Source organism: Gordonia malaquae NBRC 108250 (assembly GCF_000344135.1).
GTDB classification, from domain to species: Bacteria; Actinomycetota; Actinomycetes; order Mycobacteriales; family Mycobacteriaceae; genus Gordonia; species Gordonia malaquae.
Map to the genome: position 1 here is coordinate 230,891 of NZ_BAOP01000003.1, position 24,164 is coordinate 255,054.

The 24,164-nt window shown below is 66.4% G+C and carries 22 protein-coding genes and 1 riboswitch; of the genes, 13 read left to right on the top strand and 9 right to left on the bottom strand.

Features of this window, described 5'->3' with window-relative positions:
• Positions 1-3 precede the first annotated feature (3 nt).
• The 5 genes from GM1_RS03060 (at position 4) to GM1_RS03080 (ending at position 6,897) form a co-directional block, all read left to right on the top strand.
• Positions 4-1,380 carry a hemolysin family protein gene (locus GM1_RS03060; RefSeq protein WP_008376530.1) on the top strand — a complete coding sequence of 459 codons (1,377 nt, stop codon included), beginning with the start codon at positions 4-6 and terminating at the stop codon, positions 1,378-1,380.
• Positions 1,373-2,449, top strand: coding sequence for a hemolysin family protein (locus GM1_RS03065; protein WP_008376532.1), 1,077 nt, complete (start codon positions 1,373-1,375; stop codon positions 2,447-2,449). The genes GM1_RS03060 and GM1_RS03065 overlap by 8 nt, the downstream gene beginning before the upstream one ends.
• Positions 2,449-3,366, top strand: a complete 918-nt coding sequence (locus GM1_RS03070; protein WP_008376534.1) for a hypothetical protein — start codon at positions 2,449-2,451, stop codon at positions 3,364-3,366. The genes GM1_RS03065 and GM1_RS03070 overlap by 1 nt, the downstream gene beginning before the upstream one ends.
• A 61-nt stretch (positions 3,367-3,427) precedes the next feature.
• Positions 3,428-5,593, top strand: coding sequence for a malate synthase G (locus tag GM1_RS03075; RefSeq protein WP_008376536.1), 2,166 nt, complete (start codon positions 3,428-3,430; stop codon positions 5,591-5,593).
• Positions 5,594-5,718: 125 nt separating this feature from the next.
• Positions 5,719-6,897 carry a hypothetical protein gene (locus GM1_RS03080; RefSeq protein WP_008376537.1) on the top strand — a complete coding sequence of 393 codons (1,179 nt, stop codon included), beginning with the start codon at positions 5,719-5,721 and terminating at the stop codon, positions 6,895-6,897.
• 26 nt (positions 6,898-6,923) lie between these two features.
• On the opposite strand, the gene GM1_RS03085 is transcribed toward GM1_RS03080, so the two are convergent.
• The gene (locus GM1_RS03085; RefSeq protein ID WP_008376539.1) at positions 6,924-7,562 is read right to left on the bottom strand and encodes a dihydrofolate reductase family protein; all 639 of its coding nucleotides are present in this window, start codon (positions 7,560-7,562) and stop codon (positions 6,924-6,926) included.
• Positions 7,563-7,775: 213 nt separating this feature from the next.
• Between GM1_RS03085 and sfnG the strand changes: the two genes are divergently transcribed.
• Genes sfnG through GM1_RS03115 form a run of 6 tightly spaced genes read left to right on the top strand, consistent with a single transcriptional unit; the run spans position 7,776 to position 13,559 of the window.
• Positions 7,776-8,942 (top strand): dimethylsulfone monooxygenase SfnG, encoded by a 1,167-nt coding sequence (gene sfnG / locus GM1_RS03090; protein WP_008376541.1) that lies wholly within the window; start codon positions 7,776-7,778, stop codon positions 8,940-8,942.
• Between the two features lie 35 nt (positions 8,943-8,977).
• Positions 8,978-10,183: an acyl-CoA dehydrogenase family protein gene (locus GM1_RS03095; RefSeq protein WP_008376542.1), complete on the top strand. Its 1,206-nt coding sequence runs from the start codon at positions 8,978-8,980 to the stop codon at positions 10,181-10,183.
• Positions 10,184-10,187: 4 nt separating this feature from the next.
• On the top strand, positions 10,188-11,363 hold the full coding sequence (locus tag GM1_RS03100; RefSeq protein WP_008376544.1) for an SfnB family sulfur acquisition oxidoreductase: 1,176 nt from the start codon (positions 10,188-10,190) through the stop codon (positions 11,361-11,363).
• Between the two features lie 39 nt (positions 11,364-11,402).
• On the top strand, positions 11,403-12,575 hold the full coding sequence (locus GM1_RS03105) for an LLM class flavin-dependent oxidoreductase (protein WP_008376545.1): 1,173 nt from the start codon (positions 11,403-11,405) through the stop codon (positions 12,573-12,575).
• Positions 12,576-12,624: 49 nt separating this feature from the next.
• Positions 12,625-13,128 carry a flavin reductase family protein gene (locus GM1_RS03110; RefSeq protein WP_306302644.1) on the top strand — a complete coding sequence of 168 codons (504 nt, stop codon included), beginning with the start codon at positions 12,625-12,627 and terminating at the stop codon, positions 13,126-13,128.
• Positions 13,125-13,559: a hypothetical protein gene (locus GM1_RS03115; RefSeq protein WP_008376548.1), complete on the top strand. Its 435-nt coding sequence runs from the start codon at positions 13,125-13,127 to the stop codon at positions 13,557-13,559. The genes GM1_RS03110 and GM1_RS03115 overlap by 4 nt, the downstream gene beginning before the upstream one ends.
• An 18-nt stretch (positions 13,560-13,577) precedes the next feature.
• Here the strand turns inward: GM1_RS03115 and gcvP are convergent, their stop codons facing one another.
• On the bottom strand, positions 13,578-16,469 hold the full coding sequence (gene gcvP / locus GM1_RS03120) for an aminomethyl-transferring glycine dehydrogenase (protein WP_040519403.1): 2,892 nt from the start codon (positions 16,467-16,469) through the stop codon (positions 13,578-13,580).
• 155 nt (positions 16,470-16,624) lie between these two features.
• Positions 16,625-16,725, bottom strand: a riboswitch (glycine riboswitch).
• Between the two features lie 125 nt (positions 16,726-16,850).
• Between gcvP and GM1_RS03125 the strand changes: the two genes are divergently transcribed.
• Together GM1_RS03125 and GM1_RS22235 are read left to right on the top strand one after the other, a co-directional pair.
• Positions 16,851-17,402 carry a hypothetical protein gene (locus GM1_RS03125; RefSeq protein WP_157435748.1) on the top strand — a complete coding sequence of 184 codons (552 nt, stop codon included), beginning with the start codon at positions 16,851-16,853 and terminating at the stop codon, positions 17,400-17,402.
• 11 nt (positions 17,403-17,413) lie between these two features.
• Complete coding sequence (locus tag GM1_RS22235; RefSeq protein ID WP_008376552.1) at positions 17,414-17,581, top strand: hypothetical protein; 168 nt, start codon at positions 17,414-17,416, stop codon at positions 17,579-17,581.
• Between the two features lie 76 nt (positions 17,582-17,657).
• Here GM1_RS22235 and GM1_RS03130 read toward each other — a convergent pair whose 3' ends face one another.
• The 7 genes from GM1_RS03130 to secA2 all read right to left on the bottom strand — a co-directional run bounded on the left by GM1_RS03130 (position 17,658) and on the right by secA2 (position 24,082).
• A complete protein-coding gene (locus GM1_RS03130; RefSeq protein ID WP_052005283.1) occupies positions 17,658-18,254 on the bottom strand; it encodes a MerR family transcriptional regulator in 597 nt (198 codons plus the stop codon).
• A gap of 422 nt (positions 18,255-18,676) precedes the next feature.
• Complete coding sequence (locus GM1_RS03135) at positions 18,677-19,192, bottom strand: bifunctional nuclease family protein (RefSeq protein WP_008376555.1); 516 nt, start codon at positions 19,190-19,192, stop codon at positions 18,677-18,679.
• Between the two features lie 31 nt (positions 19,193-19,223).
• Entirely contained in the window at positions 19,224-19,952 is a 729-nt protein-coding gene (ftsR, locus tag GM1_RS03140) for a transcriptional regulator FtsR (protein ID WP_008376557.1), read from the bottom strand.
• Entirely contained in the window at positions 19,949-20,395 is a 447-nt protein-coding gene (gene garA, locus GM1_RS03145; RefSeq protein WP_008376559.1) for a glycogen accumulation regulator GarA, read from the bottom strand. The genes ftsR and garA overlap by 4 nt, the downstream gene beginning before the upstream one ends.
• 274 nt (positions 20,396-20,669) lie before the next feature.
• Entirely contained in the window at positions 20,670-21,074 is a 405-nt protein-coding gene (gene gcvH / locus GM1_RS03150; RefSeq protein ID WP_008376561.1) for a glycine cleavage system protein GcvH, read from the bottom strand.
• Between the two features lie 108 nt (positions 21,075-21,182).
• The gene (locus GM1_RS03155; protein ID WP_008376563.1) at positions 21,183-21,791 is read right to left on the bottom strand and encodes a CDP-alcohol phosphatidyltransferase family protein; all 609 of its coding nucleotides are present in this window, start codon (positions 21,789-21,791) and stop codon (positions 21,183-21,185) included.
• A complete protein-coding gene (secA2, locus tag GM1_RS03160) occupies positions 21,788-24,082 on the bottom strand; it encodes an accessory Sec system translocase SecA2 (protein WP_008376565.1) in 2,295 nt (764 codons plus the stop codon). The genes GM1_RS03155 and secA2 overlap by 4 nt, the downstream gene beginning before the upstream one ends.
• Positions 24,083-24,164: the final 82 nt, after the last annotated feature.

Genomic DNA, 24,164 nt, shown 5'->3' on the forward strand with positions numbered 1-24,164 from the left:
CACGTGGACATAGTGATCATCGTCGCGAGCCTCATCGGCTTCGTGGCGCTCACCCTCGGCACCGCACTCTTCGTCGCCGGAGAGTTCTCGCTCACCGCACTCGAACGATCGACGATCTCCGACGACCTCGCCCGTCGAGGTGACCGACGCGCCCGATCAGTCGATCGGGCACACCGGGAGCTGTCATTTCAGCTCTCGGCCGCCCAGCTCGGCATCACCATCACCACTCTGATCACCGGTTATATCGCTGAGCCGGTGCTCGCCCGCATCTTCAACCCGATTCTGGACGCCGTCAAGATCCCCGAGTCGTGGCAGGCGGGTGTCTCGTTGGCTCTGGCCCTGGTGATCGCGACGTCGTTGTCGATGGTCTTGGGCGAGTTGGTCCCCAAGAACCTGGCCATCGCCAAACCGCTCGCCGTCGCCCGCGCCACCGCAGGGCCGATGAGTGCATTCGCAACGATGTTCAAACACGCCATCAACGGGTTGAACGGGACAGCGAACAGGCTCGTCCGACGTCTGGGTGTGGAACCGACCGAGGAGCTGCAGTCGGCCCGTTCGGCCGCGGAACTGTCGGTCCTGGTCCGCAATTCGGCCCTGCACGGTGAAATGGACGCCGACACCGCGGCTCTCGTCGACCGATCACTGCGGTTCGGCGATCTGTCCGCCGAGGACCTGATGACACCCCGTGTCCGCGTGGAGAGTCTCGAGCCCGGCGACTCCGTACACGATCTGATCGAGGCGTCCTCGAGCACCGGTCACTCCCGCTTCCTGGTGGCGCCCGACGGCGACCTGGACAATCTGATCGGCGTGGTCCACATCAAGCAGGCGTTCACCGTCCCCGCTCGTGAGCACTCGACCACTCCCCTGCGGTCCATCGCACGACCGGTCACCCGCGTGCCCGACAGTCTCGACGGTGACGCACTCATGGACCGCATCTCCGCCGACGGCCTCGAAGTGTGTGTCGTCGTCGACGAGTACGGCGGGACGGCAGGCATCGTGACATCTGAGGACATCATCGAAGAGATCCTCGGCAATGTGACCGACGAGCACGACGACGAGGAGTCCGAGGTCGCCCGTGTCGGAAACGGCTTCCGGTGCGCCGGTCTGCTGCGACTGGACGAAGTGCAGGACGCCGTCGGGTACCGCGCTCCCGATGGCGCATACGAGACTCTCGGCGGATTGGTGATGTTCGTCCTGCGGCGGATCCCCGAAGTGGGCGACGTCGTCGACTTGCCGGTTCGCAAATCGACGTCGGACACCGACCGCGGTGAGCCTCCGCAACGATGGCGTGCGACTGTCGTCCGGATGGACGCCCGGCGCGTGGACCAGGTGTGGTTGACCATCGTCGACAATGAGACGACGGGAGACGCTCATGGGTGACATCTGGGGAATCGTCCTCGCGGTACTCCTGCTGGCGGCGAACGCCTTCTTCGTCGGTGCAGAGTTCTCGCTGATCGCAGCCCGACGAGACCGACTCATCGCCTTGGAGGAGTCCGGCAAGAAGCGGGCCCGCACCGTGATCACAGCGTCGGAGAATCTCTCGCTGATGTTGGCGGGATGCCAATTGGGCATCACGATCTGCTCGATCCTGCTGGGTCGGATCGCCGAACCGGCGATCGCCCACCTCATCGAGAAGCCGCTCGGGCTCATGCGCATCCCGGATGGCCTCCTGCACCCGATCGCGTTCGCGATCGCACTCGCGATCGTTGTCGTCCTGCACATCCTGGTCGGCGAGATGGTGCCGAAGAACATCGCACTCGCGGGCCCGGAGAGCGCCGCGATGCTGCTGGTGCCGGTGCATCTGTGGTTCCTGCGGATCGCAAAACCGTTCATCTGGGTGTTCAACGCACTCGCCAACGGCGTTCTCCGGTTGATGCGCGTGGAGCCCAAGGACGAGCTGGCCTCGACCGTGACCGAGACCGAGCTGGCGCAGATGATCGGCGAGTCACGTGAGTCCGGGCTGCTCGACGCCGGTGAACACGATCGACTCACTCGGGCCCTCGAGACCGTCCAGCGGACGGTCAGCGAGGTGATGATCCCGTTGACCGACGTCCACAGCGTTCGGGTGCTGCCGGATCCGGCGACCGGCGGGCTGGGCCCACGCCTGAGCGCACTCGAGGACGCGGTCCGTGAGACGGGCTACTCGCGTTTCCCCGTTCGGGGCCTCGACGGCTCGTACATCGGCTACTTGCATCTCAAGGATGTGCTCGACGACGTCTTCGACGTCAACGTCGACTCCGACTCCCTTGTCGCCGTCGACAAGATCCGCCCGTTGCCGACGTTGGCGGCAACGCTGCCTCTCGACGAGGCCGCGACCGCGCTGCAGCGTGTCAGCGCGCATCTCGCCGCCGTGGTCGACGCCTCGGGCGCGGTCGTCGGCATGGTCGCCCTCGCTGATCTCGCCGAGGCGTTCGTCGGTGCGGTGCGGGACTCCACACACCGAATCTGATGTCCGGCCACGATCGACTCCTGACGCATTCAGAATGGTCAGCACGGGCCGCCACGCACCGAGACAGAATGAATGCGCTGGTCGGACCGTATTTCGCCGAGCGCAGCGCGGGAGTGGCCCATCCCGTTGTCGATTTTCTGTTCACGTACTACGCGGCGCGTCCGGCACAAGTCACACGATGGCACCCGGGGTTCGGTGTGTCACTCGAAAGAGCACGTCGGTACACCGGTCTACGCGGCTACATCGTCGACGATGACGGCACTGCAACCGTCTCTCAGGAGCACCTCGAGTCCCGCATCGACCTGCTCGACGCGACGCTGGCGATCACGCAGGCGACAGCGGGACGGGCTCCGAGATTCGGGTGTTTCGGGCTCCACGAATGGGCGATGGTGTACCGCTCCGACGCCAATCGGCACCCACATCCGTTGCGCCTCGGCGCTGTCGAGACGGATGCCGTCGTCGAACGGAGTGGGCTCCGGTGCACACATTTCGACGCGTTCCGCTTCTTCACCGATCCCGCGCGCCCACGCAACGCCACCTACCTGACCAGGGCCGATGCCGTTGCCAATGAGCAGCCGGGGTGCTTGCACGCCACGATGGACCTGTACCGGTACTGCCTGCGCCTGTCTCCGCTGATCGGTTCGGACCTGCTCGGCGACTGCTTCGAGTTGGCGCTCAAGGCGCGAGAACTCGACATGAGGGCCAGCCCCTACGACCTCACCGGTGTTCTCGACATGACCGGCAGGCCGTACGAGCCCGTCCCGATCGAGACCGCAGAGGGTCGCGCGCAGTACGCGGCCGAGCAGACAGCGGTCGCCGAACGCGGCGCAGTCCTCCGAGAATCGGTGATCGCCAGATGCGACGACCTGCGCAAGTGGTGTCGGGGGCCCAGTCCGGTGGAGCAACCGGGCCGGTAGAATATCTGTGCCGGATGATCTCGCGCCGGCGAATTCGCGAACGCCCACCAGAAAGGTCGTCATGTCTGATCGTGTCACCGTCAACGGCTTGCAGGTCGCTGAGGTCCTCTATGACTTCGTCAACAACAAGGCTCTCCCGGGTACCGGTGTAGACGCCGACGCCTTCTGGACCGGCGCCGCCGCGGTGATCAACGACCTCGCACCACGCAACCGCGAACTCCTCGCGGTCCGCGACGACCTCCAGGCCAAGATCGACGCCTGGCACCGCGATCACCAGACTCTCGACTTCGACGAGTACAAGGCGTTCCTCACCGAGATCGGTTACCTCGTGCCGGTTCCCGCCGACTTCGAGATCACCACCGAAGGCGTCGACACCGAGATCACCTCGGTCCCCGGCCCTCAGCTCGTGGTCCCGATCCTCAACGCCCGCTTCGCCCTCAACGCGTCCAACGCGCGCTGGGGATCGCTGTACGACGCGCTCTACGGCACCGACGCCATCTCCGAGGCTGACGGTGCGGAGAAGGGCACGTCGTACAACAAGGTCCGCGGCGACAAGGTGATCGCATTCGCGAAGGCGTTCCTCGACAAGGCAGTGCCGCTCGAACAGTGCAGCCACGCCGACGTCACCTCGTACACCGTGTCGGGCGACTCCGTCGTCGCAGCGTTCGGTGACGGACAGACCACGACGTTCGCCGATCCGACTGCATTCGTCGGCTACACCGGCGAACCCGCTGCGCCGACCGGGATCCTGGTCCGTCACAACGGTCTGCACCTGGAGATCCAGATCGACGCGTCGTCGCCGATCGGCTCCACGGACTCCGCCGGGGTCAAGGACGTCGCCGTCGAGTCGGCCGTCACCACGATCATGGACTTCGAGGACTCGGTCGCCGCGGTCGACGCCGACGACAAGGTGCTCGGCTACACCAACTGGCTCGGCCTCAACAAGGGCGACCTCGCCGAAGAGGTCAGCAAGGGCGGCAAGACGTTCACCCGCACGCTGAACCCCAACCGGACCTACACGGCTCCGGACGGCTCGACCCTGGAACTGCACGGCCGCAGCCTGCTGTTCGTCCGCAACGTCGGTCACCTGATGACGAACCCGGCCATCCTCGACGCCGACGGCAACGAGGTCCCCGAAGGCATCATCGACGCCCTCGTCACCTCCGCGATCGGCATCCACGGCATGTCCGCCGAGGGCCTGCAGAACTCGCGCACCGGATCGATCTACATCGTGAAGCCGAAGATGCACGGTCCCGACGAGGTCGCCTTCACCGCCGAGTTGTTCGGCCGCGTCGAGGACGTCCTGGGCCTGGAGCGCAACACCCTCAAGGTCGGCATCATGGATGAGGAGCGCCGCACGTCGGTGAACCTGAAGGCGTCGATCAAGGCCGCGTCCGAGCGTGTCGTGTTCATCAACACCGGCTTCCTCGACCGCACCGGCGACGAGATCCACACCTCGATGGAGGCGGGTCCGTTTGTCCGCAAGGCCGAGATCAAGGGCCAGACCTGGTTCAACGCGTACGAGGACTCCAACGTCGACACGGGCCTCGCCGCGGGTCTCGAGCACAAGGCGCAGATTGGCAAGGGCATGTGGGCCATGCCCGACCTGATGGCCGACATGCTCGAGCAGAAGATCGGTCACCCGAAGGCCGGCGCGAACACCGCATGGGTTCCGTCGCCGACCGCTGCGACGCTGCACGCGCTGCACTACCACGAGGTCGACGTCTTCGAACGCCAGGACGAGATCGCCAAGCGCGATCCCGCGTCGGTCGACGACATTCTCACGATCCCGCTCTCGGCGAACCCGAACTGGACCGACGAGGAGAAGCGTGAGGAGCTCGACAACAACGCGCAGTCGATCCTCGGTTACGTCGTCCGCTGGATCGATCACGGTGTCGGTTGTTCCAAGGTTCCGGACATCCACGACGTGGCACTCATGGAGGACCGCGCCACGCTGCGCATCTCGAGCCAGTTGCTCGCCAACTGGCTGCGTCACGGCATCGTGACCGAAGACGACGTCGTCGCCGCGCTCAAGCGCATGGCGCCGGTCGTCGACCGCCAGAACGCAAGCGATCCGGAGTACCGTCCGCTCGCAGCCGATTTCGACTCGAACATCGCATTCAACGCTGCGAAGTCGCTGATCCTCGAAGGCGCTGCTCAGCCGAGCGGCTACACCGAACCGATCCTGCATCGGGCGCGCCGCGAGTACAAGGCCGCGAACGCCTGATACACCTGATGGTGTAGGCGCCGGGCCACGTGGTGGGAACGCCTCGTGGCCCGGCGTTTTCAGTTCAACCGAAGTAGACAGTGGACGGGCTCGGGGGTGGGCCGAGCGCACAGGAGGGACACGCGTTGTCGAAGCACTCGACAGGCGAGAAGAATCGTCAGTTCATCGCACGACCGATCGTCGCCGGAGCACTGGTGGTGATCCTGATCGCGGGCGTCATCACTGCGTGGTCGAGGCTCGGCGACGATATCGAGCAGACCGCGTCGACCGACGCCTCGGCATGCGTCGACGGAAAGGCGACAGTTCCCGTCGTCGCCGATCCCGCGATCGCCCCGGGGCTGCAGCGCATCGCACAGAACTTCAACAGCACCAATCCAATCGTGCGGGACAAGTGCGTGACCGTGCAGGTTCGCCCGGCCGACGCGCGCGCGACGCTGGAAGGCCTCACCGCGAAGAAGTGGGACACACGGTCGTTCGGCCCCTACCCGGGCGCGTGGGTTCCGGAGTCGTCCGTGTGGGCCGCCGCCCTGCAGACGAAGAACGAGTCGATCCTGCAGGGTCCGCCTGCATCGCTCGTCTCGTCCCCTGTCCGACTCGTGATCGAACGTGAACTGGCGAAAGCGATCAACGGACGCATCGCGTGGAAGGACCTGCCGGGACTGACTCAGGCCAATTCCCTCGCTGCCTACGGACATCGCGAGTGGGGGTCGCTGCGCATGGCGATGCCGAACGGACCGCAGTCGGACGCCTCTGCGCTCGGCGCGCAGGGCGTCGCCGCCGCCGTCGCCGACCAGAAGGGATCGCTCACCGCCGCTCAGGCCGAATCCCCCGCTGTGAAGCGCGCCGTGGAACAGTTGATGTCCGCGCCCCCGAAGATCGGTGACGGCTCGACCGCGGCTGCGGTGACGGCGATCGGAGCGGCCACGGACCCGGCGAATGCCAAGGTCCGGGCTGTTCCGGCGACAGAGCAGAGCGTGTTCGCGTCGACTGTCGACGACAAGACCGCCAAGGTCGCCGTCGTCGCACCGACCGGAGCGACTCCGGTCGCGGACTACCCCGTCGTCAAACTGGCGGGCGACATGGTGCCCGCATACGCCGGTGATGCGATCTCGGAGTTCTTCACATTCGCCCGGAAACCTCCACAGATGAAGATCCTGACCGGCATGGGCTTCCGCGGTACCGGTCCACTCCCCGCCCCGACTGCCACTGTTCCATTCGGTCCCGTGGTCGACGCGCTCCCCGCGCCCGAACCCGCCGCGGCCGTCGCCATCAACAAGATCGTCCTCCCCGCCGCCGCTCCCTGAGTCGCGGAACGCTGATTCATCGCTGATCAGCGGCGACGATTCCAGAACTGGTGTGTGAGTCCGCTCGCGGTGGTGACCGATTCGATGTCGAAACGGTCGTGGACGTCGCGCCCACCGTCGAAGACGGACACGCCTGAACCGAGGACGATCGGCACGGTCACCAGGTGCACGAAGTCGACGAGGTCGGCGTCCAAGAACTGACGGATCGACGACGGTCCCCCGCCCAGCCGGATGTCGCCGCCGTCGGCGAGTTCCCGAGCCTGCGCGATCGCCTCTTCCGGGGCTGCGTCGACGAAGTGGAAGCTCGTGCCGTTCTCAAAGGTCAGTGTCTCGCGTTCGTGGTGGGTCAGCACGATGACGGGCGTCTTGAACGGCGGTTCGGCGCCCCACCAGCCGATCCACTCGTCGTCGGTCCACGGTCCGCTCTGCGGCCCGAACTTCTTGCGGCCCATGATCTCCACGCCGATTCCCTGTCCCCAGAGACTGTAGAACGCACGATCGGCGGTGATCGGATCGTCCACGGTGTGGACGCCCTCGATGACACGGCCGTCGAAGCGGCTGAAGAGGTCCCGGGCGTGCCCGATCGGTTCGTCGACGGTGACGGTTCCGCCGGCGCTGAAGCCGTCCAACGAGATGTTCAGGTTGTGTACGCGCACTTTCGACATGCCCAGAACGGTACTCGTCGTTGTGTGCTCGGTGAGTCCAATTCACGTGCCCTGCACCCGATCCCGACAGTTGAATTCATCGCGGGCCGATCCGTCGACGGACCGTCGACGGCGGCGCACCATCGTTGTCATGACCGCTGTCGAACTCTCCCGGAACCGATGTCGCTGACCATGCGTCCTGACGTCCACTTCACGAGGAGAACCACCACTGTCATGTCCGACATCGTTTCCGAGCGGCTCGACGCCGCATCAGCTCCACTCCAATTCGCGTACTGGGTGCCGAATGTGAGCGGCGGCCTCGTCGTCTCCACGATCGAGCAACGCACCGACTGGAGTTACGACTACAACCGCAAGCTCGCCGTCCTCGCAGAGAACAACGGCTTCGATTACGCACTGTCGCAAGTCCGATACATCGCGTCGTACGGTGCCGCCTACCAGCACGAATCGACGAGCTTCTCACTCGCCCTGCTGCTGGCAACCGAAAGACTCAAGGTGATCGCCGCCGTGCACCCCGGGCTGTGGCAGCCCGGAGTCCTGGCCAAGTTCCTCACCACCGCCGACCACCTGTCCGGCGGGCGAGCCGCCGTGAACGTGGTGTCCGGATGGTTCAAAGACGAGTTCACCAAGCTCGGCGAACCGTGGCTCGAGCACGATGAACGCTACCGCCGGACCGAGGAGTTCATCACCTACCTGCGACGGATCTGGACCGACGATCACGCCGAGCTCAAGGGCGACTTCTATCGGCTCCACGACTTCGACCTGAAGCCCAAGCCCGTCGACCTCCCCGGTCGCCCGCACCCGGAGATATTCCAGGGCGGCAACTCGACGGCCGCACGTGCACTCGCCGGCCGGGTGTCCGACTGGTACTTCAGCAACGGCAAGGACTTCGACGGGTTGACCGAGCAGGTCGTCGACGTGAACACCGAAGCCGCCCTGCACGGTCGAACCGTCAAATTCGGGCTCAACGGCTTCCTCATCGGCCGTGACACCGAAGCGGAGGCACGCGACGTGCTCCGCGAGATCGTCGACAAAGCCGACCGACAGGCCGTCGAAGGCTTCGGCTCCGCAGTCAAACAGGCAGGCAACTCGACGGCGGACGGCAAGGGCATGTGGCAGGACTCCGAGTTCGCCGACCTCGTCCAGTACAACGACGGGTTCCGCACAGGTCTGGTCGGCACTCCCGAGCAGATCGCCGAGCGCATCGTCGCCTACAAGACACGCGGTGTGAACCTCTTCCTCCTCGGATTCCTGCACTACCTGGAGGACGTCGAGTACTTCGGCACCCACATCCTTCCCCTGGTCCGGGAGCTCGAAGCGGACCTCACCTCCAGCGGACGGCTCGAGTCCGAACTCGCCCGCAACGGCGTCCTGACCGCCTGACACCCCACACCTCACCTGACAAGGAATCCCACACCATGACCACCTCACTGTCCCCCGACACCACCACCACCAGTGCCTTCGACGAGGCCCTCCACCGCGCCGACCTGGTAGCCGCAGAGCTCCGCGCCACTGCCGCGGAGCGCGATCGCGCCAACGCCGCACCGACCGCCGAGATCGAGCTCCTCCGCAGTCACGACCTGCTGCAGGTGGGCGAACCCGTCGAACTCGGCGGGTCCGGCCTGAACTATGCGCAGACGCAGCAGATCACTCGCCGTATCGCGCGCGGCGACACCTCGATCGCCCACCTCCTCGGCTATCACTACGCACAGCAGCGGATCGCCCACCTCTTCGGCACCCCGGAGCAGGCGGAGGCGTTGTCCCGCCGGAACGCGCAGGAGAAGCTGTTCTGGGGCGGCGTCCAGAACCCACGCGGCGGGAGCGGCCTGGTGCTGACGCGCGACGAAGACGGCTTCCGGCTCAACGGCCGCCGCACGTTCGCCTCCGGCGCCGGCGTCGGTGATCAGCTGTCGGTGACCGCCACATTCGGCGACGCCCTGGTCTTCCTCTCACTGCCCGCAGGCAAGGAGGGTTTCACGCCGCTCGGCGACTGGGACAACATCGGCCAGCGCCTCACCGACTCGGGCGGTGTCGAGTTCGTGAACACGCCGATCTCGCGTGACGAGATCCTCGGCGACCCCGACTCCCCACCGACGTTCACCGCGTTCCAGCAGCTTGTGACTCCGCACTGGCAGCTCGCCTTCGTGAACTTCTACATCGGCACCGCTGAAGGAGCCTTGGACGAGGCCCTCGACTGGACTCGACTCAACGCAAGCGCGTGGGAGACGTCCGGCCTGGAGGCCGCCACCGACGACCCCTACATCTTGGAGCTCGTCGGAGAGCTCCGCGCGGAGATCACCGCAGCCGTCCTGCTCGCCGACCGTGCAGGCGACGCCCTGCAGCACGCGCTCGACATCGGTGAAGCGCTCACGGACGAGCAACGCGCCGTGGCCGCAGTCGCGATCGCCGAGGCGAAGTACGTGACCACCAAGGTCTCGTTGGACGCGGCGTCCCGACTGTTCGAGATTCAGGGCGCTCGTGCGACCACCACCGACTACGGCTTCGATCGGCACTGGCGGAACCTCCGCACGCACACCGTCCACGATCCGGTGGCGTACAAGGCACGCGAGGTCGGCGACTGGACACTGAACCACCGCGCACCGCAGTTCTCGCTCTACAGCTGACGCTGTGACACTGCGAATCACCGATCACGACGCCGCGCTCGACGCGGCTCGTGCACTCGCACCCGCCGTCGCGGCGGGTGCGAGTGCCCGTGACGCCACCAGGCAGCTCCCGTTCGACGAGGTCACTGCACTGTCGGCGTCCGGGCTCCTGTCCATCACGGTGCCGACCGAGTTCGGCGGCCCGGGGCTCGGCGCTTCAACACTGGCGTCAGTGGTGGCAACGATCGCCGCCGCCGATCCGAACGTCGCTCAGATCCCACAAAGCCACTTCGTGTTCGTCGACGCCGTCCGCCGAGTCGGGCCGGACACGCTCAAGGAGCACCTGTTCCCTCGGGTCGTGAACGGCGGACGGGTCGCGAACGCGCAGACCGAGCGCGGCGGTCGGACCGCTCTCGACGACTCCACGGCCCTGCACCGGACCGCGGACGGCCTGCGGCTCACCGGGACGAAGCATTACAGCACCGGTGCGCTGTTCGCCGACGTCCTCGCCGTGCGGGCGAACGGTCCGGACAGCGGCAGCGTGATCGCGTTCGTTCCAGCCGACTCCGACGGTGTCGAGATCGTCGACGACTGGGACGGGTTCGGTCAGCGCACCACCGCGAGCGGCACCGTGGTGCTGAACGATGTCCCGGTCGACAGCGGTCACCTGGTGGACTTCACTCGCCTGCTCGCTACGCCGAGCACCTACGGGACACGCGCCCAACTCCTGCACGCCGCGATCGACGTCGGCATCGCGCGAGGTGCTCTCGACGCGGCGCCGAGCGTGGTCAGCAGCGCTCGCCCATGGTTCGAGGCAGGCGTCGACAGGGCGGGCGACGACCCACTGCTGCTCGCCCAGGCCGGAGACCTCGAGCTCGACGTGCGCGCAGCAGAGGCCCTCCTCGACGTCGCGGCCCGCAGTATCGACGACGCCGACGCCGACCCGACTCGCGAGACGATCGGCGCCGCGGCGCTCGCGACCGCGGCGGCGAAGGTCAGCGCGGGACGAGCAGCGCGCCGCGCGGGCGCGGACCTGTTCGACTTCGGCGGCACTCGCGCGGCAGGTTCGCAGGCCAACGTGTCGCGCTTCTGGCGTGATGCACGAACTCACACTCTCCACGACCCGGAACGCTGGAAGGTCCAGCACCTAGGCCGATGGGCGCTGGACAGGAAGCTCCCGCCGAGCCACGGAACGCTTTAGAAACAGACGCTCTAGAAACAGACAAGGAAGTCACGACTGATGTCCCTCAAGCTCCACTGGTTTCTGCCGACGTACGGCGACTCGCGCTTCATCGTCGGCGGGGGTCACGGGCAACCGGCCGGAATCGCTCGCGGCGATCGCGATGCGTCCATCGGCTATCTGTCGTCGATCGCCAGAGCCGCCGAGGACTTCGGATTCACGGCCGCGCTCACGCCTGCGGGCGCATGGTGCGAGGACGCCTGGCTGACCACCGCGATGGTCGCTCGAGAGACCGAGCGCCTGGGCTTCCTCGTCGCTTTCCGCCCGGGCCTGGTCAGTCCGACGCTCGCCGCCCAGATGGCGGCGACCTTCACCAAGCACGCGCCCGGCCGTCTGCTGTTGAACGTCGTCACCGGAGGCGAGTCCGCCGAGCAACGCGCGTACGGTGACCATCTCGACAAAGCGGCACGCTATGCCCGTTCCGATGAGTTCTTGAGCGTCGTCCGACGATTGTGGGCCGGGGAGACCGTCACTCACCGCGGCGAGCACATCACCGTCGAGGAGGCGACGCTCGCGACTCTTCCCGATCCGGTGCCGCCGATCTACTTCGGCGGATCGTCTCCGGAAGCCGGCACGGTCGCCGCACATCACAGTGACGTGTACCTGACGTGGGGCGAACCTCCCGCCGCTGTCGCGACGAAGATCGACTGGATCCGTGGCCTCGCGGCCCAGCAGGGCCGGACCGTGACCTTCGGTGTGCGCCTCCACGTCATCACGCGTGACACGTCGGAGGCCGCGTGGGCCGAAGCCGGACGGCTCCTCGAGGCTCTCGACGCCGACACGATCGCGCACATCCAAGAAGGACTCGGTCGGAGTGAGTCGACCGGCCAGGCGTCCATGCGTGCACTGCACGAGCAGAACCGAGCCGACGGCTCGTGGCAGGATCCGCGTGCCCTCGAGATCGTGCCGAATCTGTGGTCCGGAGTCGGCCTGGTTCGTGGTGGCGCAGGCACCGCGCTCGTCGGGTCCCACTCGGAAGTCGCCGACTTGATCGCCGAGTACGCCGCCGTCGGTGTCGACGAGTTCGTCCTGTCCGGCTATCCGCACCTCGAGGAGCTCTACTGGTTCGGCGAAGGAGTGGTGCCCGAGTTGACCAGACGGGGACTTTTCGACGACCGACTCAGCCGATCGATCACGACTTCCGGGACACCTTTTGTTCCGGCCGCCCGCTGAGCGGGACCGACACCCGCTCAACCGTAGGAGTCAGGACATCATGACAGCCATGCTCGCATCTCCCGTCAGCAGTGACCCAGCCGAACTGCGCCGTGTGTTCGCCCAGTTCCCCTCCGGCCTCGTCGTCGTCGCCGCACTCGGGCCCGACGGCCCCGCGGGCATCGTCGCGTCGTCGTTCACGTCGGTGTCACTCGATCCACCGCTCGTGTCGGTGAACATCGCCCGGACCTCGACGACCCTTCCCGTGCTCAGCGGCGCCGAGCACTGGGGCGTGAGTGTGCTCTCCCACGAGCAACATCAGGTGGCCGACCTGCTTCGACGACCGGCGTCCGAACGGTTCGACGGAATCGACTGGGCTGCCGCCGACACCGGAGCCGTCCAGATCGACGGCGCCACCGCAGGCTTCCACACTCACGTGCACAGCATCCTGCCCGCGGGCGATCACGTGATCGCGCTTCTCGAGGTCCGCGGGCACTTCACATGTCCGGACAGTGATCCGCTCGTCTTCCACCGCAGCCGTTTCCGCCGTCTCGAACAGGAGAACAACTCATGACGACCACGCTCCGCATCGCCGTCCAAGCCGACGACGCCGAATGGATCGAGCTCACGCCGGCCGACGACACGCCCGTCACCCGGATCCGGACTGGAAGCCTCGGTGAGGCCGCTCACGCGACCTCGCGGTCCGAACGGCCGGTGTTCGTGGACCTCGACGTGCACGTCGCCGACACCGTCTCACACGCCTACGCGGAGTACGCCGCACAGCACCCCGGCTGGACCGCGGGTGCACGCACCGGAACGATCGTCCATCCGGGCACGGCGACGACCCTCGCGAATCTGCTCAACGACGTGTCCGCCGCACACGTCGCCGACGGGGTCACGCTGCGCGGGCCCGACGCATCGAGCCTCATCAGGGTCTTGCTCGACGACGTCGCTCCCCTGCTCGCGGCCCGCGGGATCGCGCTCCGCGATCCCGCGGCCGCCTAGGCCCACCGCCCAGCGCGACTACTCGGCGAAAGCGTCGAGAGGCGGGCAGCTGCAGACGAGGTTGCGGTCGCCGAATGCGCCGTCGATGCGGCGGACGGACGGCCACACCTTCGGACGTGCACCCGACGACGGGAGTCCGTTCGGGTACACGGCCGTCATCCGGTCGTAGCCGTGGTTCCACTCGTTGACCAGGCTTTCGGCGGTGTGCGGTGCGCCCGCGAGCGGATTGTCGTCCACCGCCCACGTGCCGTCGGCCACCTTGTCGATCTCACCGCGGATCTTGATCATCGCGTCGATGAACGCGTCGATCTCGGCGAGGTTCTCACTCTCGGTCGGCTCGACCATCAGTGTGCCCGCGACGGGGAAACTCATCGTCGGAGCATGGAATCCGTAGTCGGCGAGGCGCTTGGCGACGTCGTCGACGCTCACGCCGGACTCCTTCGAGATGTCGCGGAGATCGAGAATGCACTCGTGCGCCACCCAACCGTTCTCGCCGGTGTAGAGGATCGGGTAGTAGTCGCTGAGTCGACGCGCGATGTAATTCGCCGACGCGATGGCTGTCAACGACGCCGCACGCAGCCCTTCGGCGCCCATCATGGCGATGTACGCGTAGGTGATCGGCAGGATCGACGCCGAGCCGTACGGGGCCGCAGAGATCGTCACGCCGGTCTCGGGGAGCTCCGACGCCAGCGGGTGTCCGGGAAGGAACGGCGCAAGATGCTCACGGACCGCAACCGGTCCGACGCCCGGTCCGCCACCACCGTGCGGGATGCAGAACGTCTTGTGGAGGTTCAGGTGCGAGACGTCGCCGCCGAACTGACCGGGGCGGGCGAGACCGACCATCGCGTTGAGGTTCGCACCGTCGACGTACACCTGACCGCCTGCTTCGTGGACCGCGTTGCAGATGTCGGTCACCTCGTGTTCGAAAACGCCGTGCGTCGAGGGGTATGTGATCATGATCGCGGCGAGTTCGTCGCGGTGCTTCTCGATCTTGGCGCGCAGGTCGTCGATGTCGACGTCGCCGGTGTCGCGGCTGGCGACCACAACAACACGCATGCCTGCCATGACGGCGGAGGCCGCGTTGGTGCCGTGGGCGCTCGACGGGATAAGGCACACGTCGCGGGCGTCGTCGCCACGCGAACGATGGTAGTTGCGGATGGCGAGGAGACCTGCGTACTCACCCTGCGATCCCGCGTTCGGCTGCAGGCTGACGCGGTCGTACCCGGTCACCGCGACGAGCCAGTCCTCGAGGGTCGTGATGAGCTCGCGGATGCCTTCGGAGTCGCCGAGCGGGGCGAACGGATGCAGTCCACCGATCTCCGGCCACGTGACGGGTTCCATCTCGGTGGCGGCGTTGAGCTTCATGGTGCACGAGCCGAGGGGGATCATGCTGCGGTCGAGCGCGATGTCCTTGTCCGACAGCTCGCGCAGGTACCGGAGCATGGCGGTCTCGGTGCGGTAGGCGTGGAACGCGATGTGCTCGAGATATCCGCTGGTCCGGGTCTCGATCGCCTCGGCGAACGTCGCCGGGGCCGATGCTGTGGCGCCGAATGCGTCGAGCACGGCCGTGATGTCGGCGGCGGTCGTCGTCTCGTCGCAGGCGATGCCGACTCGATCCGCGTCGACCAGTCTCAGGTTGATCCCACGAGCCTTGGCGGCCGTGACGATGTCCGCGGCGCGCCCTTCGACGAGCACCTGGACGGTGTCGAAGAACGATGCGTGCTCAACGGTGTGGCCCGCTCCGGTCAGCCGGTCGGCCAGGTCGGCGGCATGTCCGTGGACACGCTGAGCGATGGCCTTGAGTCCTGCGGGGCCGTGGTACGACGCGTACATCGCCGCCATGATCGCCAGGAGCACCTGCGCGGTGCAGATGTTGCTGGTGGCCTTCTCGCGGCGGATGTGCTGTTCGCGGGTCTGCAGTGCGAGGCGGTAGGCGATGTTTCCGTCGGCGTCCTTCGACACGCCGACGAGGCGACCGGGGAGCTGACGGGTGACCTTGGTCGGCACAGCGAGGTATCCGGCGTGCGGACCGCCGAAGCCCATCGGGACGCCGAAACGCTGAGTGGTGCCGAAGCACGCGTCGGCGCCGAGTTCGCCCGGCGCGGTGATGAGTGTGGCGGCGAGGAGGTCGACTCCGGCGGCCACGAGGGCGCCGCGCTCGTGTGCTGCGGCGATCACCGGGCCGGCGTCGACGATCCGACCCGATGCACCCGGAGTCTGGAAGATGACGCCGAAGAAGTCGCCGTCGGGCAGGCCCGCGTCGGTCGCCGTCGGGTCGAGCCGAGCCTCGATCACCTCGATGCCGAGCGGCTCGGCGCGGGTCTCGATCACCGCGCGCGTCTGCGGGAACAGGTCCGCGTCGACCACCAGTCGCGGCGACTTCGACTTGCCTGCACGACGCAGCAAAGTCATCGCTTCGGCCGCCGCGGTCCCTTCGTCGAGCATCGAGGCGTTGGCGACCTCCATGCCTGTCAGGTCCGCGACCATCGTCTGGAAGTTGAGGAGCGCTTCGAGTCGACCCTGGCTGATCTCCGGCTGGTACGGCGTGTACGCCGTGTACCAGGCCGGGTTCTCCAAGATGTTGCGCTTGATGACCGCGGGTGTGTGCGTGTCGTAGTAGCCGAGGCCGATCATCGAGCGTGCGACGACGTTCCGGCTCGCCAGTTCACGCATCGCCGCTGTCGCGGCCGCCTCGCTCAGCGGAGCCGGCAGTGCATCGAGCCCGGTGGGAACACCGTTCTCATCGACACCGTCGGCGATCGTCGCGGGCACGACGTCGGCGGCCAGTTCGTCGAGCGACGAGACGCCGAGGACGTCGAGGATCGTCGCGAGCTCGGCCGAATCGGGTCCGAGGTGGCGCTGGGAGAACGGCGAAGCGGGAGCCGAGTTCGGCAGGGACGTGTCCGACACGAGGGGACCTATCTTCTTCGGTCCGAACAGCACGCTCGGACACCGGTCCTCCCCCTCTGTCGTGTCGCGAGCGACGCCTGAGAGATTCGGCTGCGGGTGACCGCGGCCTTTCACCGTGGGCGGACGAGCGGACCCGTCACTTTCCAGAGACGCCGGCAGTTGCCACGGTCCCGGGTGCCTGAGAGTTTGACGGAGAGGTGTTGCTCCTTCGGCGGCCGTCCGAGGTGATCGGACGACGCTCTCCCGCGGCGTAGCGGCGCACGCACAGGATACCAAGGTGCGCGGACAGATCCGCGATCGTGCACGGCGGGACTGGTCACATTCGCTGTTCGTTCGTTCGCATTCTATCGGCGGAAGACGGGCGCACCTACTCTGAACCGAATGTCGACCGGACCCCTGCCACCACCGCCACCGAGACCCCGTCCGCAGTACGGTCCGCCGCAGGCGGCTCCACCGCCCGCCTATGCGCCGCCGACCTGGCAGACCGCTCCCCCTCGCCCGATGTACAACCCGCACCCGCGGCAGACCGGCGCAGCCGAACACGCCGCTCTCGTCCGCCCTTGGCAGGTGACGTTCTACGGGTGGCTGATCGTCATCGGCTCCATCGTGAGCCTGGTCGCGATACTGCCGTTGATGTTCGTGAACGACGCCACCCTGATCTCATGGTGGGTCGAACTCGACAACCAGGCGGACATCACCGTCCAGAACCTCGACACCGCGCGAGCGATCATCATCGGCGCCGACATCGTGATGGTGATCATCGTGGGCATCAACCTGCCATTGGGAATCGCCATGCTGCGCGGCTCGCGCGGCGCGTACCTCTACTTCTGCGTGATGCTGTGGCTCAACATCGCGGCCGTCGTCTTCGCGATCGTCGTCGCTGTCGCCGTTCTCGTAGGCGGCGTCATGCTCTTCGGCGTCTCCACCACCTGAAAGGGGCAACCATGGATGCCACTGTCGCCATCGTCGTCCTCGCGATCGCGCTCGCCACGCCGATCGTGCTGTTCGGCTTCTACTGCTATCTGCTGATGAACCGGCGGACGCGGGCCTATTTCAGCCCGCAGGGCGTCGAGATCCGACGGCGGGCCCGCGCCGAGGGCCGGATTCGGTAGCAGAAGAAAGCCAGAAAAATCACGCGAGGTCCTGGTTCAACCAAGACCGCCGCGTGACTTTTGTGGCGCTGCGCTGCTAGCCGGTCTTCGCGGTCCGGTTCTTGCGGCGTGCGGCGAGTTCATCCTCCGGAGACTCCTCGCTGAAGCCGCCGTCGGCCCGCTCCGCCGGGAAGTCGGAGATCGTGCCGGTCAACTCGCGCATCGCACCGGACACTGCGATGCCGAACACGCCCTGTCCGCCCTGGAGGAGGTCGACGACTTCTTCGGCCGACGTGCACTCGTAGACGGTGGTGCCGTCGGAGAACAGGGTGATCCGAGCCAGATCCTCGACGCCACGCTGGCGGAGGTGATCAACGGCCACACGGATGTTCTGCAGCGAGATGCCCGTGTCGAGAAGACGCTTCACGATCTTCAGGACCAGGATGTCCTTGAAGGAGTAGAGACGTTGGGTGCCCGAGCCGCCCGCACCGCGGATGGACGGGACGACGAGTTGCGTACGAGCCCAGTAGTCGAGCTGGCGGTAGGTGATGCCGGCGATCTGGCACGCCGTCGGAACACGGTAACCGACGAGTTCGTCGGGAACGACGTCGTTGGGGAACAGACCCGGCGCGATGTCGTCGAGACCACCCTGGACGGGCTCGGTGACGGCGTCGGGCCGACTATCGGACGGCATATCGCCCACGGTGACACTCCCTCGTGAACAGGACTGCGAACGCGAGCCCCTCTGACAAGGGTACTCCCGCACGCAGTCTGCGTGAATCCCGAAGCGAACTGCTTCGGTGCTGGGAATGAAACTATGGCGCTTCGCGACCGCAATCAACGCAACACACCGTAAACCTCAACTTTAGGTTCAGCTGTGACGATTCCGTTACCAATGAGGCTGATGTTACTCGTGTGACTAGAGAGGCGACTGCATCGGCTCGCGGACACGCCTAGTGTCGTGTGTTGAAAGTTCCTAGACGGTTGGTGGTGCTCCGCTGTGCAGCTGGCAAGGCGGAGGAGGGAGGGATACCGGTAGGTATCGCGACCGACGACAACGCTGCCAGGTGTGCAGCGGGGTGCCGCCAACCATTAAGGAACTTTCAACACGCGACACTAGGAGTCGGATTCGGGTCCGAGAAAGTCCTCCGGCGACACCTGATCGAGGAACTCCCGGAACGCCTCGACAGCTTCGTCACTCGAGTCCGACTCCTCCGCGGCAGCGGCCGAATCGTCCTCATCGGGGATCAACAGTCCTGCGTCGTCGAGGACGTCGTCAGACGCGACGATCGGCGCCTGAACCCGCATGGCCACCGCGATCGCGTCCGACGGTCGCGCCTGGACCACGACGTCGCCGTCGAAGACCATCTCCGCATAGAACGTGCCTTCTTGCATGTCGACGATCCGGACCTGGACCAGCTCGCGGCCGAACGACTCCACGAGCGAGACGATCAAGTCGTGCGTGAGTGGACGGGGCGGTTCCACGCCGCGTTGCTCCAGTGCGATCGACGCGGCTTCGCTCTGCCCGATCCAGATCGGCAGGTACCGCGGACCGGTCACCTCACGAAGCAGGAGAACCGGCTGATTCTGTGGGGGCTCCACTCGGATCCCCACGATGCGCATCTCGCCCATGTCTCGGGCCTCCTCACAATGACGTGACGTGTCAGTCGAGCGCGGTGCGGACCGCGGCCTTGACGAGCTGAGTGTGGAGCGTGACGGACAGCGCCGCCATTTCTCGCACGAGCTCTTCGGCACGGTCGCGGGCACCGGTCCCCTTGCCCTTGGCAATGGGCCCGGCGATCTGCGCGACAAGTCCGGCCTCGCGGTCGGCACTCACCTTGAACGCGCGAAGGTGGCGTGTCTCCACGCCGAAGTTCGCGAGCGCCGCGGCGGCCTCCACCAGACGCACCGCGTCCTCGTCGAAGAATCCGCCGGGGCCCGACGACAGCAGACCGTTGCGCATCAGCTCGGCGATGAACGCCGAGTCGACACCGGTCCGCTCGATGAGCGATTCACGGTCCACGCGCCCACCGCGCGACGCGAAGTCGGTGGCGGGTGCGACGGCCGTGCGGGCCGAGGTCAGCAGGCGAGCACCGCCCGCCGCCTCGGACGTCTGGCCGTCGATGGCGTCGAGCTGCTCGCGGATCACCTTGAGCGGCAGGTAGCGGTCGCGCTGTGCGGTCAGGACGAACCGCAGCCGTTCGCAGTCCGCATCGCTGAAGCGACGGTACCCCGACGGGGCGCGCTCCGGGGTGACGAGCCCCTCCGCTTCGAGGAAGCGGATCTTCGAGATCGTGACGTCCGGGAAATCCTCACTGAGGATCGCCAGGACCGACCCGATCGACATCGTCCGTTCGCCGCCGGCGTCCGAACGTGCGGCGGAAGCGCTCACGCTTCCCCTGCGCGGGGTCCTGCGAGGAACACCAGACGGAACTTGCCGATCTGGACCTCGTCGCCGTTGGCCAGGGTCGCGGTGTCGACCGGCTCGCGATTGACGTACGTGCCGTTCAGGCTGCCCACGTCGACCACCTGGAAGTCGTCGCCGTCACGACGGAACTCCGCGTGGCGACGGCTGACCGTGACGTCGTCCAGGAAGATGTCACTGTCGGGATGACGGCCCGACGACGTCGCCGCCTGGTCGAGCAGGAAACGCGAGCCCGCGTTGGGGCCACGCTTGACCACCAGCAGCGCGGTGCCGGGCGAGAGACGCTCCACACCGGTGTCGGCGGGCTCGCCCGTCGTCGCGGGAGCATCGATCTCCTTGATGAACTCCTCGCGGAAGACCGAAGTCGTCTCCACAGGCGCCTCAAAACCGTTGTCGTTACCGGTCACCACATCTCCTTAACCACTGCGATCGCGTCGTCCGGGGTTCCCGGACTGTGCCACCGCTCGCCTATTCGTGTGCAACAGATCGCGTTTCGACGTTGAAACGGCTGCTAGCCGGAAGATCCGGATGGTCACATCCGAACCTACCGTTTTTGTTCACTCACCACCCGGGGTCGGGCGGGAACGAACGAACACTGGCAATCATATCCGTCCCCACCGGGTCGGTGAGGGTTCGTCGACGCTGACGTGACGGATCGTTAGCCAATCGTTCAGATTGGGCCGCTCAGCCGCCGATGACTGCGGCGTAACCGGCAGCGTCGAGCAGATCGTCGAGCAGCGCATCGAGGTCGACGTCGTCGCCGACGGTGATCTCGACCAGCCAGCCGTCGTCGTAGGGCGACGAGTTGACGAGTTCCGGGGCGCCGTCGAGTGCGTCGTTGGCCGCCGAGACGGTTCCGTCGATGGGTCCGTAGATGTCGGAGACGCTCTTGGTCGACTCGACCTCGGCGAACGACTCGCCGGTCTCGACCGCGCTGTCGGCGTCGGGGAGCTGAACGAACACGACGTCGCCCAGCGCATCCTGCGCGAAGTCGGTGATGCCGACGCGGACGGTCTTGTCGCCCACCTTCGAGATCCACTCGTGCTCGGCGGTGTACTTGAGATTCTCGGGGATCTTCGTGTCGCTCACGACAACTGCCTCTCTGGTTCGGACGGACTACGCCAGGAGCACTCCCCCGACGTGACGGAACAGAACTCTATCGTCTGCGGTGCCGCCGTCATGGCGGAGGGCGCAGATTCAGGCCCGAACCGACGGCATCCTGCGGATGACGTCGATCGTCTGAATCCAGTACAGGACGAGCGTCCACACGTACAGGCCGACGCCCCACAGCAGGAAAGCCCACCCGAACGGGTAGGTGATCGTCCCGACAAGACCGTCGATCTGGCCGGCCAACAGCCAGGGGAACGAACTCATCAGAGCGAATGTGGCGGCCTTCCCGACGTACAGGGTCGGAAGGGCACGCACGCCACGAGAGGCCAGCAACGGCGCCGTCGCGAACAGCAGGACGTCTCGGCCGACGATCACCGCGATCAGCCACCACGGAACGAACTCGCGGAGACCGAAGCAGATCGGGATGACGATGACGTACAGGCGGTCGGCCGCAGGATCGAGAAGAGCGCCGAGCTTCGACGACTGCCCCAGCCACCGCGCGAGTTTGCCGTCGAGCCAGTCGGTCAGACCGGACACGAACAGCACCACGAACGCCCAGCCTGCCGACTCCTCCACCATGAGGAGCCAGATGAACACCGGGATCAACGCCAAGCGCAGCACACTCAGCGCATTCGGCACCGTCCAGATCGCGTCGCTCTTCTCCGGCGCGACCCGCGGCGACGGCTCCTCGGTCACCGGAAGATGCCCACGATCCCCTGGACGGCCTGGGCGCCGGCGGATGCGAAGTGGTTCTCGTGGACCAGGTAGGTCCAGGTCATCGTCGAACGGTGCATGTCGGCGTCGTCGAAGTCGATGCCGTCTTCGGTGATCGTCGCGGTCGTGAACGTCTCGCGTGCCGCCTCCATCGCCTCGTCGACGAGTTTGGTGAACTCGGCGAAGATCAACTTGTGGAACTCCTCGAGCGGACTCTGCTGGCCGAGCGCACGGAGGTGGATGCTGGCCTGCACGTCCGCGACATACGCCAGATGGTCGGCCCACGCGCGGTCGAGGTGGAACAGCACGATCTGTCGGGCCACGTCTTCGAGGACGTCGTCGCCGATCGTCTCCGACAGTTCCTCGTAGCGCTCGGTCTCGAGGTCCTTCAGGTCGGTGAGCGCCTGGTCGGTCTTGAGAATCGACATGCGGCGACGCACGATCGAATTGCGCTGCTCGTTGACCTGAGCGTTGAAGTTCCACGTGTTGGCGTGCAACTGCAGCATCGCGCCTTCGGCGATCCGCTGGGCCTGCTGGACGATCTCCACACCGCGAGGTCCCATCGAACCGTCGCTGTCGATCGGCTGCGACTCCCGCAGGTGTGTGTGGTTCTTGGTGACGAGCGGGTCCTCGAGGCTGGAGAAGAACACCGACCGGCCCGGGTCGCCCTGGCGACCGGCACGGCCGCGGAGCTGATTGTCCAGGCGTTCGGTGTCGTATCGCCCGGTTCCGACCACGCACAGGCCGCCGAGCTCGACGACCTCGTCGCGTGCCTCGTCGTCGCCGTCCGATCCGCCGAGTCGGATGTCGGTGCCGCGGCCAGCCATCTGCGTCGAGACGGTGACAGCGCTCTTGCGGCCGGCCTCGGCGATGATCGCGGCCTCCTCCGGGTCGTTCTTCGCATTCAGCACCACCGATGTGACACCGGCACGCTCCAGGAAGTACGCGAGCTCTTCGGACTGCGCGACGTCGTGCGTGCCGATCAGGACCGGCTGTCCGGTCTCATGAACGGTCTGCACGTACTCGACGACGGCCTCCATCTTGTTGGCCTTGTTGTCGTAGACCCGGTCCGGTTCGTCTTCACGGACGTTGGGCATGTTCGACGGGATCTGCGACACGCCCAGGTTGTAGAACTGGCGGAGCTGCTCGCCTGCGGCGATTGCCGTTCCGGTCATGCCCGCAACCCGCGGGTAGCGGCTCATCAACGCCTGGACGGTGATCGTGTCGATGACCTCGCCTGCCGCGGTCGGCTTGAGCCCCTCCTTGTACTCGACGGCCGCCTGAACGCCGTCGGGCCAACGCTGGAGACGGGCCACACGGCCGCGCGACGCGTTGATCAAGTGGACGCCGCCGTCCCGCACGATGTAGTGGACGTCGCGTTCGAGCAGGTAGTAGGCGTAGAGCGCGACGTTGACGTGCACGAGAGTCGTGCCGACGTGGTCGTCGCCGTAGATGTCGATGCCGCCGAGCGTGTCCTCGACGAACCTGGCGCCTTCCTCGGTCAGCGAGACGTTGCGGCCGTCGGTGTCGACGTCGTAATGCTTGCTCTTGAGGTGCGAGACGACTTCGTGGATCGCACTGTTGGGCGTCTCGGCCTCTGTCGAGCCGGCCAAGATCAGGGGAACGAGGGCTTCGTCGACGAGCACCGAATCGGCTTCGTCGACGAGGACGACTTCGGGGACCGGCGCGACGAGTTCGTCCTCGTGCAGTGCCAGCTGATCGCGGAGGACGTCGAAGCCGATCTCGTTGACCGACGCGTATGTGACGTCGCATTCGTAGGCGGCTCGTCGCTCGTCGCGGGTCGAATGCTCGGAGATCGCGCCGACGGTCACGCCGAAGAGGTCGTAGAGAGGGCGCATCCATTCGGCGTCGCGGCCGGCGAGGTAGTCGTTCACCGAGACGACGTGAACGTGTTTGCCTTCGAGGGCGTAACCGATCGCGGCGATCGCTCCGGCGAGCGTCTTGCCCTCACCGGTCGCCATCTCGACGACGTCGCCGTCGAGCATCCGAAGGGCGCCCTGCAGCTGGACGTCGAACGGCGTCATCGACACCGCACGGGAACCCGCCTCCCGAATCAGTGCGAGGAACTTGACCCGGCCGTCGACGGTCTCGATCTCGAGCTCTGCCGCCTCACCTGCGAATTCATCGTCCTTGAGCTCCTGAGCCCACGACTCGTGCTCGTGCGACTTCTCGATCAACGAGATGGACTGCGACTGGTTGCGCGACGCCTGAGCGCCGAGCAGGCGCCACATGGCGTTCGAGAACTTACCCACTAGCTACCTGTTCCTCACGTGATGGTGGTGTCCGATCGTGATCTACCGTACGCGGCGCGGCGCATGATCGGCCGCTGCGGCT